Source organism: Sphingomonas elodea ATCC 31461 (assembly GCF_000226955.1).
GTDB classification, from domain to species: Bacteria; Pseudomonadota; Alphaproteobacteria; order Sphingomonadales; family Sphingomonadaceae; genus Sphingomonas; species Sphingomonas elodea.
On sequence record NZ_AGFU01000123.1, the window covers coordinates 1 to 15,189 of the forward strand.

General features: G+C 62.3%; 12 protein-coding genes and 1 pseudogene. 8 read left to right on the forward strand and 5 right to left on the reverse strand.

Going from position 1 to position 15,189, the window contains the following annotated elements; all coding sequences use genetic code 11:
* Positions 1-728, reverse strand: a 728-nt coding sequence (locus KK7_RS23095) for a hypothetical protein (protein ID WP_158000046.1), incomplete at its 3' end; no start/stop codon positions are given.
* Between KK7_RS23095 and KK7_RS23100 the strand changes: the two genes are divergently transcribed.
* The 6 genes from KK7_RS23100 to KK7_RS21355 all read left to right on the forward strand — a co-directional run bounded on the left by KK7_RS23100 (position 718) and on the right by KK7_RS21355 (position 7,126).
* A complete protein-coding gene (locus KK7_RS23100) occupies positions 718-1,668 on the forward strand; it encodes a YadA-like family protein (RefSeq protein WP_158000047.1) in 951 nt (316 codons plus the stop codon). The genes KK7_RS23095 and KK7_RS23100 overlap by 11 nt on opposite strands.
* Before the next feature lie 62 nt (positions 1,669-1,730).
* Positions 1,731-2,906 carry a DUF2827 family protein gene (locus tag KK7_RS0119315; RefSeq protein WP_083836152.1) on the forward strand — a complete coding sequence of 392 codons (1,176 nt, stop codon included), beginning with the start codon at positions 1,731-1,733 and terminating at the stop codon, positions 2,904-2,906.
* Entirely contained in the window at positions 2,903-4,060 is a 1,158-nt protein-coding gene (locus KK7_RS0119320) for a DUF2827 domain-containing protein (RefSeq protein ID WP_010546282.1), read from the forward strand. The genes KK7_RS0119315 and KK7_RS0119320 overlap by 4 nt, the downstream gene beginning before the upstream one ends.
* Positions 4,057-4,611 carry a hypothetical protein gene (locus tag KK7_RS21350; RefSeq protein ID WP_010546283.1) on the forward strand — a complete coding sequence of 185 codons (555 nt, stop codon included), beginning with the start codon at positions 4,057-4,059 and terminating at the stop codon, positions 4,609-4,611. Before KK7_RS0119320 ends, KK7_RS21350 begins: the two co-directional genes overlap by 4 nt.
* A 3-nt stretch (positions 4,612-4,614) precedes the next feature.
* Positions 4,615-5,760 (forward strand): DUF2827 domain-containing protein, encoded by a 1,146-nt coding sequence (locus KK7_RS0119330; protein WP_040599431.1) that lies wholly within the window; start codon positions 4,615-4,617, stop codon positions 5,758-5,760.
* 172 nt (positions 5,761-5,932) lie between these two features.
* Positions 5,933-7,126 carry a TetR/AcrR family transcriptional regulator gene (locus tag KK7_RS21355; protein WP_083836153.1) on the forward strand — a complete coding sequence of 398 codons (1,194 nt, stop codon included), beginning with the start codon at positions 5,933-5,935 and terminating at the stop codon, positions 7,124-7,126.
* On the opposite strand, the gene KK7_RS0119340 is transcribed toward KK7_RS21355, so the two are convergent.
* From KK7_RS0119340 to KK7_RS0119345, 3 genes and pseudogenes are all read right to left on the reverse strand, one after another.
* Positions 7,103-8,248, reverse strand: a complete 1,146-nt coding sequence (locus KK7_RS0119340; RefSeq protein WP_010546286.1) for an MFS transporter — start codon at positions 8,246-8,248, stop codon at positions 7,103-7,105. The genes KK7_RS21355 and KK7_RS0119340 overlap by 24 nt on opposite strands.
* A gap of 209 nt (positions 8,249-8,457) precedes the next feature.
* A pseudogene (locus KK7_RS23855) lies at positions 8,458-8,718 on the reverse strand (Ca2+-dependent phosphoinositide-specific phospholipase C); the annotation flags it as partial.
* A 327-nt stretch (positions 8,719-9,045) separates the two neighbouring features.
* Positions 9,046-11,358 (reverse strand): TonB-dependent receptor, encoded by a 2,313-nt coding sequence (locus tag KK7_RS0119345; protein ID WP_237709261.1) that lies wholly within the window; start codon positions 11,356-11,358, stop codon positions 9,046-9,048.
* 266 nt (positions 11,359-11,624) lie between these two features.
* Between KK7_RS0119345 and KK7_RS0119350 the strand changes: the two genes are divergently transcribed.
* Positions 11,625-12,275 (forward strand): DUF3363 domain-containing protein, encoded by a 651-nt coding sequence (locus KK7_RS0119350; RefSeq protein ID WP_010546288.1) that lies wholly within the window; start codon positions 11,625-11,627, stop codon positions 12,273-12,275.
* On the opposite strand, the gene KK7_RS21715 is transcribed toward KK7_RS0119350, so the two are convergent.
* Positions 12,270-13,184, reverse strand: a complete 915-nt coding sequence (locus tag KK7_RS21715; RefSeq protein ID WP_158000049.1) for a helix-turn-helix domain-containing protein — start codon at positions 13,182-13,184, stop codon at positions 12,270-12,272. The genes KK7_RS0119350 and KK7_RS21715 overlap by 6 nt on opposite strands.
* Before the next feature lie 435 nt (positions 13,185-13,619).
* Here KK7_RS21715 and KK7_RS21365 point away from each other — a divergent pair, with 435 nt between their 5' ends.
* Positions 13,620-15,002, forward strand: a complete 1,383-nt coding sequence (locus tag KK7_RS21365; protein WP_040599447.1) for a methyl-accepting chemotaxis protein — start codon at positions 13,620-13,622, stop codon at positions 15,000-15,002.
* Positions 15,003-15,189: the final 187 nt, after the last annotated feature.

Consider the following 15,189-nt stretch of genomic DNA (forward strand, 5'->3'; position numbering starts at 1 on the left):
ACGTCGACGGGTCTCAGCGCAGCGACCAGCGGGATCGCGTCGGTATCGACGGGCCTGAGCACGACCGACAGCAACGTCACGGCACTGTCGACCTCGACCTCGACGGGTCTCAGCGCAGCAAACAGCGGCATCGCGTCGGTGTCGACCGGGCTGAGCACGACCGACAGCAACGTCACGGCACTGTCGACCTCAACCTCGACGGGTCTCAGCGCAGCGACCAGCGGGATCGCCTCGGTATCGACGGGCCTGAGCACCACCGACAGCAACGTCGCAGCACTGTCGACTTCCACGTCGACGGGTCTCAGCGCAGCGACCAGCGGCATCGCTTCGGTGTCGACGGGCCTGAGCACGACCGACAGCAACGTCACGGCACTGTCGACCTCGACGTCGACGGGTCTCAGCGCAGCGACCAGCGGCATCGCATCGGTGTCGACGGGTCTGAGCACGACCGACGGCACTGTGACGGCATTGTCGACCTCGACGTCGACCGGGCTGAGTGCCGCGACCAGCGGGATCGCCTCGGTGTCGACCGGCTTGAGCACGACCGACAGCACTGTGACGGCATTGTCGACCTCGACGTCCACGAGCATCAGCACCGTGGCCAGCGATGTTGCGACCGTTTCCTCGGGTCTCGTGAGCCTCTCGACCACTACGAGCTCCGGCCTGGCGTCGGTATCGACCGGCCTGGTGTCGCTTTCCACGACCACGGCGCAGGATGTGGCTTCCATCAGCACGGCTCTGGCGCCGCTGCTTCCGGTAGCCGGCTCGGGCACGCAGGCGGTCGCCGTCATTGCAGGCGGTGCCGAAAGTTCGAACACCTTCAACACCCGCGGGGCAAGCGGGGATACCATCAAGACGGTGGAAGGCACGTCCTGTCGCACGGTGCAAGGGATCGATACGACGGCTGCCGGGCTTTGCTCCGCTGCACTGGGAGACGGTGCGACGGCCTATGGCTCGAACGCCAGGGCGGAATCGACGAACGGGACCGCCATCGGCTTCCGCGCGGTTGCCACCGGCAGCGGTGCGACGGCCGTGGGCTACAACAACAAGGCGACCGGCAACCAGTCCATCGCGATCGGCTATGCCAACGTCGTCAGCGGCAACAACTCGGGTGCGATCGGCGATCCCAACATCGTCAGTGGCAACGAAAGCTACGTCGTCGGCAACAACAACACGGTCGCGTCGAACCGGGTCTTCGTGCTGGGCAACAACGTCAACGTCGCCGCGGGCAATGACGGCGCCGTCGTGCTCGGCGACCGCAGCACGGCCAGCGGCCCGAACACGGTCTCGGTGGGGTCGGCGGATCAGACCCGTCGCATCACCAACGTGGCCGACGGCATTGTTGCATCGGATGCGGCGACGGTCGGTCAACTCGAGCGGTCGAACGCCGCGCTGGGCAACCAGATCGCCGGTGTCCAGAACCAGGTCTATGATCTCGCACGGTCGACCTCGTTCGGTATTGCCGGAGCGACGGCCATCGCGATGATCCCGGACATCGATCCGGATCAGCGCGTCTCCATCGGCATGAGTGTCGCCGGCATCAACGGATATCAGGCAGTCGGCCTCGGTATCACGGGTCGGGTTGGCGACAATGTCAAAGTGAAAGCGGGTGCGTCTATCTCTGGAGGCAAGTCGGTGTACGGCGCCGGCATCGCCTTCGGTTGGTAAACGCGTCGCTGCTCCGGGGCTAATAGTCCCCCAAGAGCTCCGGAGCGGGGAAGTGCGGGATCATGCCCGCCCGCACTTCCCTTTCATTATTACGTATGGACCATCACGAGTATTTCATGCGCATCGGGATTTCAATTTTCACCCAGGCTGACCAGAATATCTGGAACAACGGCATCGGGCAGAACGTGTATCACCTTGCCACCCTGTGCGAGCAACTGCCCTTCGTGGAAGCGGTATATCTGCTGAACTGCGGCGATACGGACGCCGTACCGGCAGGTGCAGGCGAAGCGGGTGCGCGCTTTCCGCTGTTGACGCTGCGCAACGCGATCGATTCGATCGACGTAGCGATTGAGGTGTCCGGCGCGCTGGATTCCGAATGGATCGATCGGTTCCGCGCCCGGGGCGGCCGCATTGCCTATCACATTTGTGGGCAGCCCTATGCCGCGCTCGTCGATCATACGACGTTCGGGCGCACCGGCTGCTTCGTCCGTCCGGATCGCTGCGACGAGGTCTGGCTGCTCGAGAAGGACGCGTCGTTCGCAGCGATGGTCGGCAGTCTGCACCGCTGCCCGGTCACCGTCGTGCCCTATTTGTGGGCACCGAATTTCCTAATGGAAAGCTTTACCGGCGGTGGGGAAAGCTTCGGCTATCGGAAGGGAGCCCTGTCTTCGGATACGGCAACCGTCGCAATTTTCGAGCCCAACCTGTCTCCTATCAAGACGGGGATCATTCCGTTCCTGATCGCGGAGGAAGTCGAGCGGATCGAGCCGCAGGCCATCGCTGCCGTCAAGTTCATGAACGCGGCACATCTGGCTGAGCACTATACCTTCTCAGCGCTGATCAGAAGCAGCAACCTGGGCCGAAATGGCAAGGTTTCGCTGCATCAACGCGACTTTTTCTCTCATGTGATGGGGCGAGGGGCGAATGTCGTCGTTAGTCATCAACTGGAGTGTTCGCAGAACTATCTCTATCTGGACGCAATTGCAGGGGGATATCCACTGATTCACAATTCTCCTCTGTTTGCGCAGGTGGGATATTACTATCCGGAATCGGACGTGGCTGCCGGTGCTCATCAGCTATTGCGGGCCTGGCGTGAGCACGATCGGGAGTTGCCGGCCTACAAGGCGGCGGCGGCGACCAAGATCGCAAGCCTCAGCCCTTTCGATCGGCATAATCAGAACGCCTATGCGCGGAGGCTGCTCGACCTCGTCGCGGTGGCTGAAAGGCGTCGCGCATGATCGCAACCAGTGCGCGTGCGGTCGGCCCTCGGCTCAAGGTCGGGGTCACCCTGTTCATCCGCGACGGCAGCCAGTCCCTCTGGGAAAACGGCATCTTTCAGAACTGCTATTTTCTTCTGATGTTGTTGGCGCAATCGCCGGTCGTTGAACGGTGTTTCATCGTCAACGGCGGGCCGGGCGATCCCGCCGCTGCCGGCGATTTCTTGCAACAGGCGCCGGCGCCGGTGCTCACGTTCACCGAGGCGATGAACGAACTCGACGTGATCATCGAACTCAGCGCCCAACTCGATCCCGAGTGGGGCCGGCAGTTCGCGGGGCGGGGCGGGCGCATCATCGGCATGCGGGTTGCAAACGACTTCGTGATCGATGTCGAGCGGATGATCTTTGCACTGCCGCCCGCATTGTTGATGTCGGGCGTGCCATACGACGAGATCTGGACGCTGCCCGCCTTCGAGAAAACCTGCGCGCCTTATTATCGGAGCGGCTTTCGCGCCCCGGTTCGGGTGATGCAGCACCTGTGGAATCCGACGCTGCTGGAACGCGCGAAGGCGACGGCAGGCGTCGAGGCACCGTTTGAATATCGACCCGGCCGACATCGATGGCGCGTGGCCGTGGTCGAACCCAACATCTGTACGGTCAAGACCTGCCACCTGCCGCTGCTGCTGTGCGATGTTGCCCACCGGCAGGATCCGAACGCGATCGAGCTCTTGCAGGTGTACAATGGCATGGCACTGAAGGAGCAGGCGGATTTCGTTGCCTATGCACGGTCCATGGACCTGGTGAATCAGGGGCTTGCGACCTTCGAACCGCGCTTTCCGATTTTCCACATCATGGGGCGCGCGGCGGATGCGATCGTCTCGCATCACTGGGAAAATGCGCAGAATTACGTGTATTACGAAGCCCTGTATGGCGGATTCCCGCTGATCCACAACTCGCACCTGCTCAACGACTGCGGCTATCGGTACCGTTCGTTCGATCCGCACGACGGAGCGCTGGCGTTTCGCCAGGCGCTGGCGGAGCATGATCGCAACCTGGACGCCTACCGTGCGCAGGCGCGATCCTTGTTGCGGCATCTGGATCCCGATGCGGAAGCGAACATCGCTATCTATGGCAACGCGCTGCAAGCGGTCGTTGCGCGGAAGCGGGAGCAATGAGCGAGCGGCGCGTGTGGCGCGGCAGGCTGGCGGTGGCGCTGCCGATGGCACTTGCCGGCTTCCTGCTGGGGCAGATGGCGGCCGCAGGGCCTAAGGCCGCTCCGACGCCGAAGGAGCCGCTGGTAGTAGCGGCGGCACGGACAGTGGGTGTGAAACGCTGCCTGCCGATGATCACCGCCATCGCCCAGCGCGGGACCGCGGGGGCGACCTTGCAAGACATCATCATCGACTGGGATCGTAAGGTGCCCGACAGCGCGCCGTTCTTCTCGCTGACCGGGCTGGGCAATGGCACGCTCCGTGCCGCGCTCACAATTGCTGCGATCCCATCTCCCGCAGGATGTGCGGTGCTGGTTGAGCGCGTCTCCTACGCCCCCCGCACTTGCTCTGCTGTTGCAGCCGCCGAGCTTGGCGGCTTCCCGTCCGGCCAGTTGATCGACGGCATCATGGTGTACCAGAACCCGCGTCAGGCGGGCGAGACCTACAGCCTGATCAGCAGCAACGGCGGCTGCATCATCCTTCGGCGCCAGGCTTCCCTCAACTGGACAGGATAGAATATGGCACGTCAGCCTTTGCGCATCGGTGTCACGATCGGCTTGCGTGCACCGGATGAAAGCCTCTGGAGCAACGGCATCAAGCAAAATGCGTTATTTCTTGCCAAGCTCTTCCGTACCTCGCCTCTCGGCCATGACGTCGTGCTGCTCAACACGACGGATGTTGCGATCACCCCCGCACTGCCCTGGGACTTGAACGCGTTTCCCACGGCGTCTTTCGACCAGGCCTGTGACGGTCTGGACGTGGTGATCGAACTAGGTGGGCAGATTTCCCCGGAGCAGACCGCCCGGATCAAGGGACAGGGTACCAAGCTTGTAAGCTATTGTTGCGGGCCGGAATATGTCCAGAACATCGAAGCCATGATCTTCGGGCGCCCGCTATGGGACTCGATCTTCATCAATCAGCAGTATGACGAGCTCTGGGCGATACCGCAGGTCTCGGGAACGACGCTTCCGTTCCTGCAGACGCTTCGCCGATGTCCGGCACGGGAGGTCCCCTTCGTGTGGGATCCGATGGCCATCGAGAGCGTCGCATCGGCGCTTCCCCATGGGGGTGAATATCGCCCCCGCGACGCACCGCGCCGGCTGGCGGTGATCGAACCCAATATCGACGTGCTGAAGTTCTGTCTCTATCCGATCTTGGCGGCAGAGCTCGCCTTTCGGGGTGCGCCCCAGAACTTCGAGACCCTGTACGTTGCCAACAGCGAACACATGGCGCTGGCGGATCGTGAGTTCGCCGGTTTGATGCGGCAGCTCGACATCGTGAAGGCGGGGAAGGCGGGTTTTCTTGGCCGCGTTCGCACGCCAGACTTCCTCAGCGGCCACGCAGACATCGTCATTTCGCACCAGTGGGGCTTGCCACTGAATTATTTTTATCTCGAATGCTGCTGGCAAGGATATCCGTTGATTCACAATGCGCAGCTGGTGCGGGATATTGGCTACTACTATCCGGATAACGCAGTGGACGTGGCCGCGCGTCACATCCTTGGCGTCTGTGCAAACCACGATGTCGAATGGCAGTCATATCGCGATCGTCAGCGCCGCCGAATTCAGCGTTTCCTCGCTAATAATCGCGCGTTAGCGAATCAATATGACGATCTCCTATTCCGCCTTTTGAACCGCAGCAGCACTTTCACGCGCCACCGCTAATGGGAAAGAAAATTGGGCAGTGAAAGGTGACATCTAGTCGTGAAGCTGATCGCCGGCCGTTCTGAACATGCAGGAAGAAGTTGAAAATGATTGTGATTGCTACCCTATTGAGTGTGCCTCGTGCGTCTGAAGGATTGCCTCATAGGCACGACGGCGGCATTGGTCGGCTGGCATGACCAATTCACTTGTTCGGCAACTGATCGATGCGGCGCGTGCTCGGATAGCTGCCGAAGGTATGCGAGGCCTCAGCCTTCGCATGATCGCGCAGGATGCCGGGATCTCGCTGGGTTCGCTCAGCTATCGGATCGGCGACAAAGCGGCGCTGCTTAAGCAATTGCTAGAGCGGGAACATCAGGATCAGCAAAAGCTGCACGCAATTTGGCACCGGCGCATCAAGTCGTTGAATCTGGCAGTTCCCTCGGTTCTTTCTGCCGTCATCACAGCGTGGCTCGACGAGGCGTCCCAACCACGCCGAGTAGCTGCATTGGCAGGTTGCGAGTTATTGCTCGAAGCCGGGGCCAATCCCGGCAGCTATCCGGGAATGGCCGCGTTTCTGGACGCGCAGGATGCTTTCTGGGGGGACATGTTGCTGGCGCATCTGCCCGCCGACGAAGCGCGAATCTTCGGCTGCGCTATTGCAAACTACATTCGCGATGAGCTTCCTTTCTCGCTCGCTGCCGGGAGCAACGTCGATTATCGACTGCTGCGCGCGGCCACGATCGAGCGTCTTGGTTCCCGGTTGACGGTCGGCGAGATTGGCCTGTCCGCCCATTTCGCCCAACTCGTGGCGGCTTCCGGCAGCGAGAGTGCGGACGCGCCTCTGCCCGTCGACTTGCTCGCTGGAACCAAGCGTGCGGAAGTGGCGACGGCGATTGCGTCGCTTATCGCTGAGCAGGGGGTTGCGGCGGTGTCGCATCGGGCGGTTGCGGCGCGCGCGGGAGTCTCGAATTCCAGCGTCGCACATTATTTTCGGACACGTGCGGATCTACTCGACGCCGGTTTCGGCGCGCTCGTGATAAACATGCGAGATGAATTTAAGGCGCATGGAGGGCTTGAGCGATACGGATCCTGGGCGGCATTAATGCGTTCGACCCACGCGCTTGCACTTGCCGCCGCGCGCGATCCGCAGTTTGTGCCGTTCGCATTAGACATGCGGCGGCGGCGGGCAGAAAACGGGCAGGACTTGCTGCGCACCGCATTATCGGGCGACGCGCCGATTGACGCTGCCGCTGTCCAGTCTGCGGCGTTGATACTCGTCGGCAATTTCCTGGCCATGCAGGCGCGGGGCGGGTTAGACCGGCCGGGGCGGTTGCAGTTCGAGGACCTCGCCAGGTTGCGGCGGTCAAGCATCGCGGAATCCGCTTGAAGGGGAGTGCCCGGGTTCGCGAGCAATGGCGAAGCCTGCCAAGCAGCAGCCGAGCATGACGAGAATGCCGAGCATCAGGAACCGCTGTGGATCGGCATGCGTGCTGATGTTGTTGAGAGACAGCCAACTCCCGACCAGCATCGCGGCAAGGCCTAGTGCGATCTTTGTCGCCATGGTGTAGACACTGAATGCTGCCGTGAAGCGTGCAGCAGCGCTTTGGCCATCGCGCTTGATCGCCTCCGTCAGCACGGCCCAGCTCAGGAACGCGACCCCGCCGCTCCCCAGGCCAAACCACGCAAGCAGCAGCGCTACGGCATTTCCCATGCTCTTCGTCCATGGAAGAAGCAGTGCGGTCACTCCACAGGCGGCATAGGCCCAGCCGAGGGCCTGTCGGTTGCCAATACGGCGCGCTATCGGCGACCATAGCCATATCGCAGCCAGTCGAGCGACGATGGTGACGAGCAGTGCCAGCGGGCCGATAGCGCCTTCGATAACATCGATGTGCAGCAACGCCTTACCCATTGCGGCGATCGATGCGAGGCCCAGCATGGTGGGAGCGCAAAAGCGCCAAAGAGCGGGCGATCCGCGCGGCGCAAGATCCGTTTCTAGTGTCTCGACGTGGAGACTATCGCGGCGCAGAAGAATTGGGAGCGGGACCATCAAGGCGAGTGCGGCCAATGCCACGCAGCTGGCCAGCACCGCCGCGCGATAGGGATCATTGCCGGTGCCGGCCTGAATCAGCGCCGCCACGAAACCTATCGCCAGGGTAGCGACCGCCGAGCCAATCGCGCGAGCCTTGGCCGCCATCAGATCGGCGCCTCGCGCGGCAAGGTGGCGGGTAAGGCCGTTATGCGGCACGTCCGCAATGCTGTAGCTCAACCGGAAGAGTAACAGCAGCAATGTTGCGGTCCAGAGATTGTTCGGTGCCAGGAGGGGCAGCGCGGCAAATCCGGCCGATGCCGTGAGGATCGCCAGGAACGATAGCCATGGTATTGCCCTGCGCAGCCAGGCGAAGCGAACGATCGCGCGGCCGACCATGCCGTCGCAGAGCGCATTAACCAACGCGCTCGCTAGAAACATCCCACCCGCCATACCTGGGGATATTGCGAGAAATCGTACCATGATATAGAGACCTAGAATTTCCTCGCCTATCCAAAGCAGGCTAATACCGAGATGTACTGATGTATAGCCGACGAGCAGGAGCTTAGCTCCCCAGCTTGGGGTGATGGATGAACTCATGTGAGTACCTGATTGATTTGATGGGAACCGTGACAGTGTTCTAGTTGGCGAGCGGAGGAGTACTCGCGCAACTGCTTCACCGGGAAGCTGCATTACATGAGGGTGCGATAACCGGCGCCATATTGCTCGAAATCTCTCGAAGCGATCTGCGCGTCTGTCGCGAATGCTGCATCCGCTCGCGTTCTGTCGTTAACTTGGCCTCGTACGCACCGATGTCTGCGTGTTCTGACCACGTAGCCCTTGACGATCTCGATTCGGATTTCGGCACCACAGGCCAATGCGTTGTCGTCAAGAATGAAGGCGGCGTGCGTCTGGCCGGGCTGGGAGTCGAGAAAGGCCAGTCGCCCGTCAGATTTGGATGATCCTGCAGATACGCTGCCACGCCGTCATGTCCGGTTGCGGTGATCAGTTGGAGCGGGACATTACCGCGTGGGCGCGCTATGGTTGGCCCGCTTCCCGCCCGTACTTCTTCTTCCAGCGTGGCGCACGGTCCGCGGCTCGAGTGGTTATTGTGCGTGCCGAGCATTTGGATGCGCTTGATGGACGTGGACTCCGGAATCTCGCTGGCTTTGGGGCGGGGGGCGTTCTGGGCCTTTTCCTGCGAGGGCTCTCCCGTCGATATCAGTGGCATGCCGGCCATTGCGGCAAGGGCAGGGGGAACCGAGTTGGCATCGCGCGCATCAGAAGTTGACGCTAACAAAGCCGCCTACCGTGCGGCGAGCGTTGGGCGAGGTGTAATGGAGCAATCCGATCGCACCATAGATCTGCCAGCCTGTCGAGAAATAGGTATCGAACAAATTGCGCGCGTAGACGCCCATCTCGGTGCCCGAGCGCGTGTGCAGAATGCTGACGCGCACGTTGGTCAGGCCGAATGCCGGGACATAGGAGTAGCCGGGCTGGCCCACCACGGTCCAGGATCCGCTCCGGTAGGCGTAATCGGCATGCGCACGCAGGCGCAACGAGGTCGAGAGTGCATGCTCGTAGGTTGCCGCGGTGGTCGCGGAAAATGCCGGCGAATTCGGCAGGCGCGTATTGGTATAGTTCGTCGTCGCGTCGGCGCGATAATCGGTGAAGTACGCGTCCGTGTAAGACGCCGACGCGGTGAGCGATAGCGACGCCGTGGGCCGCGCCGCGATGCTGGTCTCGACGCCCTGGCTGCGCAGGCCGCCGGCATTGCCGATGGCGGTAGTCAGAAGCGAGCCGCCTGCGCCGTCCGGTATCCGGGTTAGGATAGTCGCTTGAAAATTGGTGAAGTCGGATCGGAAGAGATCGATGTTGACGCGAAGTCGCCGCCCGAACCATTCGGATTTGAGGCCGACTTCCCAGGCCTTTACCGTTTCTGCTGAGAACGGATCATATATGTTGCCGACGAAGGCGATACCCGCCGGCTTGTAGCCCGTCGTGTAGGTGCCGTAGGCCATCAACTCCGCCGCGATCTGGAAGGTGGGCGAGATCCGGAAGGAGAAATCGTCGCCGGTCACGCGACCGAACGGACGTTCCGGCGGGGCGCTGGTCGGGACGAAACTGGGGGCGAAGCCGATTACCGGAACCGGGTCCACCGTCACATAGTCCAGACCTTGAGCATTGTCGTCATGGCTATAGCGCGCGCCTAGGTTGAGATGGAACCATCGCGTGGGGGTGATTCGGATCTCGCCGAATGTCGCTGCGGTTTCGTTCACGGCCCGGAACAGCGAGGCATTGCCGGTGGCGCCGATCGCACCGGAGAAGGCGAAGAGCGTACGAGTCGGGGTTCCGTTGGTGAAAACGGGGGCCCCCAGCGTAGCCCATTGGAGTTGCGTCTGCGTGGCTTCCAGTCGGTTGTAGAAGAGGCCGATCAGGTACTGGACCGGACCGCCTTCGGGCGAGGCGATATGGAACTCTTGGCTTACCTTGTCGGTGTGAAGGTCACCGACATTGTAGGGCACGTAGGCGAAGCGGTCGATCGGCGTCAGATTTGCGGGCGTGTCGTTGTTGTAGCGGGTGTAGCGGTAGGCGCTGATCGACGTTAGGTCGTGATTGCCAATCTTTGCATGAACACGCACCGAGGCGCCCCATTCCTCGGAATCGAGCTGCCCGTAAATCCCGTCTGCGGTATCGGCGTTTCTGGGGCCGGGGGTGACGCCGAGCGATCCCAGGGTCGCCGTCACGGCAGCGGGCTGGCCGGAGACCGGCGTCCGGACGTTGCTATCCCAATGATGGCCGTAATCACCCGACACCAACAGATCGAAGCGATCATTGGGCTGGACCAGCAGGCGGGCGCGGCCGCCATAGTCGTGCGTCGAACCCACCAGCTTGTTCAGGGTCACGTTCCGCCCGAAACCGTCCTGTCCTTGATCGAAGCCGGTGATGCGCAGCGCTGCCCTGTCCCCCAGTGGGAGATTGACCGTGGTATGCAGGATCCTGTCGTTGTGCGCCCCGAAGCTCGCGCTGGCCTGCACCGACGTCGTGTTCAGCAACGGTTTGTTGGTCGTGATCGCAATCACGCCCGAGGTGGAGTTCTTGCCGAACGCCGTCCCCTGCGGACCCATGAGGACATCGGCGTGCGCAAGGTCCGCAAGGCCGATCAGCCCATTGGCACGCTGGCCGTCCATTACCACGTCGTCGACGACGACGTTGACCGACTTCGCGTTGGAGAAATCGAACGACGTGGTGCCTACGCCGCGGATCTGGAATGCCGCGCCCTGGGTCGGATCATATTGCAGGCCCGGCGTGAGATACTGGAGATCCGTGAGGGTACTGTAGCCGGCGTCGCGGATCGCTTCCCCGGTGACGGTCTGGATTGCGACGGGCACCCGCTGGCCGTTTTCGCCGCGCCGCTGGGCAGTGACGACGATGTCAGCCAATTCAATCTTTCTGCTCTGGCTTCCATCAAGCCCCGCGGTCCCCCCACCGCTGGCCTGCGCAAAGCTCTGAGGAGCGTAAAATGCAGTCGTTGCCATTGCAACCATATTGGCAATACGAAACAATTGTACTGATTTGTCAGTGGTTTCCACAAAAATCTTACTATGCAAAAGGTGTGATTCGTCCGCCTTATAACAAAGATTCATTTTGGATCTAAGTCACTTGTACTGGTGGGTGCGCCGCCGCGATGGAACGTAGCAAGGCTCGACCCGACCAGCGCGCTGCCGCGCGATTAACGGGCGATCGGCTCCGCTTGTGAGTTCCTCCTCCTTGAACAGGAATGAGGGCAATAGATGGTTCGGAGAGCCACCCGGAAAGTGCCACGATTCGAGACAAAAAATACTAGGCGTAGACTCATATGGGCCGGCGCGGCGACATCATCGCGACGATGCACGTGCAACTGAAGGCGCGGGCGCCCGAGGTGCATCCGCAGGACTATGCGATCTCCGACCCGGCCGAGGGTAAGCCGCGCATCGGCCGCGTAGTGGCCGCCGGACTGGCCGACGAGCATCGCGACCGCCACTATCTGATCGTCGCGGGGACCGACGGGCGCAGCCACTATGTCGAACTGGGCAATCGGTCGCTCTCGGAAGTGAGCGACCACCCCCAAGTCGTGCGGGTGACGCCGGTCGTCGCAGGCATCCTTGATGTCGACCGGACGGTGGCCGAGGTCGCTGCCGCTAATAGCGGCATCTACAGCGTCGACCGGCACCTGCGCCATGACGCCAGCGCCAACCCGCGTTGCGCCGAAGCCCATGTCCGGCGGCTGGAAGCGGTGCGACGGGGAGGGGGCGAGGTCGAGCGCATGCCGGACGGCAGCTGTAAAATCGGCACCGATCATCTCGACAAGGTGCTGGCCTTCGAGCGAAGGGCGGCTGCGGCGCGGCCCGTCGAGATCGAAACGGGCGTTGCCTGTCCGATGATTGCAGGTGGGGACGCATCGACGGCACGACAGCCCACAAAGTGCCAATCCGTAGCGGATACGCATCGGCGGCAACGGGGGTCATGAATTTCGGCAGGTCCGACGGGCTCGGGTCTGTGTCGGTGTGCACCCAAAGCGCTCCTTATACCGCCGCGACAGGTCTGCCATGTGGACGAAGCCCCACCGGTGCGCCGTCTCGCGAATGGATGCCGCGTCCGATGTCTGCAACGCGTTGTGGACCTGGTCCAGACGCCGCCCGATGAGATACGAAAAGGGGCCGCAGCCCAGTCGCGCCTTGAACATCAGCTGCAGCATACGAACGCTGACGCCAGCCGCAGTCGCGATTTCAGAAATCTCCATCTTTCTCGCCAGGTTCGATTCAATATACTCCATCGCCAGACGGATCGCCCGGTGCTCGACCGGAGCTGCGCTGCTCGTGTCCGGCGCCCCCGACGAAGGCCAGGCGGATAGCAGCTGGTAGATCAGCAATTCTTCCAGCAGCGACGTCATCAGGCTGTCGGAGCCCTGATTGTCTAGAAGCTGGTGCTGGAGCAGCGACAGCGTCGAGCGCAGGGCGATCATCCCGGGCGTCGTGACGTCCGCGACGATTTCGAACGTCGGAGGCCGGTTCCTTCCGGCACCATAGAGCGACAGCCATGCTCGATCGAGCGCCTCCCGGCTCACCGTCGCGCTGATGGCGGAAAACCCCGGGGACGCCATCTCGCTCCGCATCTCCAGATAGGAGGTGAACAGCGCCTGCCCAAAGCCTGCGACGATGTTCTGCCCGGCGGCATTGTCCCGCGACATGTAGCCCGAGTTCACGAAGCGCAGCGTGACGAGGTCGGCCGGCACCTTGGGCGTGGTCCTGAAACCATGGCGTGTCGTGGTGGTCCAAACGCTGAACGTTTCGGACTGGCTGCCCTGGAAGGCGATATGCACTGGGCCGCGTGGCAGGCTTTCGAAGGCCACGGCGATCCCGCCGCCTGCGTTCAGCATGTCCAGCTGGCGGCAATCCCGGATGCTGTGATCGAGGATCAGCTTTGGCCGGGATTGGGGGGCCGCATGTTCACCCTCACCGCTTCCATGCATCGCTTTTGCGCTTCCAGGAAATTGCGTCCTCGGCGGTTCTTATCGAGCGGTGCAAACCTTTGAACAAGCAAATTTCGATGGCTATCATTATTGCGAAACGTCCCCGTGCGCCGCACGCGCCTCTGCTCTCCCAGGCTGATGTCGGGATAGAAGAAAAGCGCAAATTCCGGTGCGGGGTAACCATCTATCCAGTTGATAAGAAAGGTATTTCTCTAGGTTTTTTGTCGCATGAAAGCGCCGGTCGTCTATAAATGCGGCAGGAAGGCGGGCGTCTCTACCGCCATTTTCCAGGCAGTGCTCATCCTCTGGGAAGATCCTGAACGCGATTTGGAGGAACTGCGGATGCGTTGGTTCGAGGAGAGATTGCCTATCCGGCAGAAGACGATGGTGTTGCTGGGCACCAGCATCCCGCTCGCCGTTCTTGTCACGCTGTGCCCTGTCGTCGGCATGGTCCTCGGCTTCCCGGGGATCGGTGTCGGGGCTGGCTTGCTCGTCGCAGCCGGATTGCTGGTCGTTGCCCGCCAGATGCGCGAGGCGATCTGCGGCCCCTATGTGGCAACCGTGGTTCGCATGGAGGGGCTGGCGGGGGGCGATCTCGACACGCCCATTGCCTATACCGACTATCGGGACTGCGTCGGTAGAATGACGAAGGCGATGTTCACCTTTCGCGACATGGCGCTCGTCAATCAGCGGCAGGCGGCGGCGCAGCGAGACTTGGTGGAACTCCTACGCGCCCATCTTTCCGCCCTTCGCGACGGGGATCTGACCGCTCGCATCGTCGCGGATGTTACGCCTGAATATGCGGCGGTGAAGAGCGATTTCAACGATGCGATCGAAGGGATGCGCGACATCATCGCCGCTGTTTCGGACAGCGCCGCCGCGATCCAGACCGGGTCGGTGGAAATCGCGCAGGCATCGGAAGACCTCGCGCGCCGCACGGAAGGCAACGCGGCATCGCTTGAAGAGACGGCGGCCTCGGTCGTGCAGATCGACAATCGTCTGCGCGCCACGGCGATGGCGGCGGCGCGCACCGTCGAACGTGCGGATGTCGCCATGGCCACGGTGGGTGACGGGCGCGCAGTCGCGGAACAGGCGGCGGTGGCGATGGCGCGCGTTTCCGAAAGCGCCAAGGGCATCGATGCCGTGATCGAAGGGCTCGACAAGATCGCGTTCCAGACCCGCGTTCTCGCGATGAACGCCGCGGTCGAGGCCGGCCGGGCAGGGGATGCCGGTCGAGGCTTTGCCGTGGTCGCCGACCTGGTTTCCGCGCTTGCGATGCGGGCGGAAGAGGAGGCCAAGCGTGCGCGTGACCAGCTTACCGTTACCCAGTCCGAGGTGATGACGGCGGCCGGCGCCGTCGACAAGGTGGATGGCGCCCTTGCCGAAATATCGAAGGACGTATCGGAAGTAAACACGTTGCTGGCGCGCATGGCGGCGGACAATCAGGCACAATCCGTCGCGATCACCCAGATCTCGTCGGCCGTTGAGACGATGGACCGCGCAACCCAGCAGAACGCCGCGATGGTGGAGCAGACATCCGCGGCGGCACGCAACCTGGCGAACGAGGTCCAGGACCTGACCGACAAGACCGTTCGGTTCACCGTCAATGCGTCGCGCGTCGGTGCTGCAATAACGTCCGGCGCAAACGCCCGAACGGGTGGGGCATCGCAGGCCCGATCGGTTACGCGGCCCCACGCTCGCATGCGCGAGCCCGCCATCGCCTGAGGTATCTGGCAGGTGCTGCCCTGCGCTTGATGACGGGCCTGCCGGCATCTGGCGGCGCATCGGCGAGCGCGGTGCCGGGCAAGCGCGGATCGATCAAGCTGTGAAAGTGAAGTGTGCGATGGAGCGATCAATTTGCAACGTGCTCTTGTCTGCTGCCGATGACGCCGCCCTTTCTGATGGGCGCGAT

Coding starts and splice junctions, on each gene's coding strand:
- KK7_RS0119315 (WP_083836152.1), top strand. CDS start 1,731: ATGCCCGCCCGCACTTCCCTTTCATTATTACGTATGGACCATCACGAG.
- KK7_RS0119320 (WP_010546282.1), top strand. CDS start 2,903: ATGATCGCAACCAGTGCGCGTGCGGTCGGCCCTCGGCTCAAGGTCGGG.
- KK7_RS21350 (WP_010546283.1), top strand. CDS start 4,057: ATGAGCGAGCGGCGCGTGTGGCGCGGCAGGCTGGCGGTGGCGCTGCCG.
- KK7_RS0119330 (WP_040599431.1), top strand. CDS start 4,615: ATGGCACGTCAGCCTTTGCGCATCGGTGTCACGATCGGCTTGCGTGCA.
- KK7_RS21355 (WP_083836153.1), top strand. CDS start 5,933: ATGACCAATTCACTTGTTCGGCAACTGATCGATGCGGCGCGTGCTCGG.
- KK7_RS0119340 (WP_010546286.1), bottom strand. CDS start 8,248: ATGGTACGATTTCTCGCAATATCCCCAGGTATGGCGGGTGGGATGTTT.
- KK7_RS0119350 (WP_010546288.1), top strand. CDS start 11,625: ATGGGCCGGCGCGGCGACATCATCGCGACGATGCACGTGCAACTGAAG.
- KK7_RS21715 (WP_158000049.1), bottom strand. CDS start 13,184: ATGCTGAACGCAGGCGGCGGGATCGCCGTGGCCTTCGAAAGCCTGCCA.
- KK7_RS21365 (WP_040599447.1), top strand. CDS start 13,620: ATGCGTTGGTTCGAGGAGAGATTGCCTATCCGGCAGAAGACGATGGTG.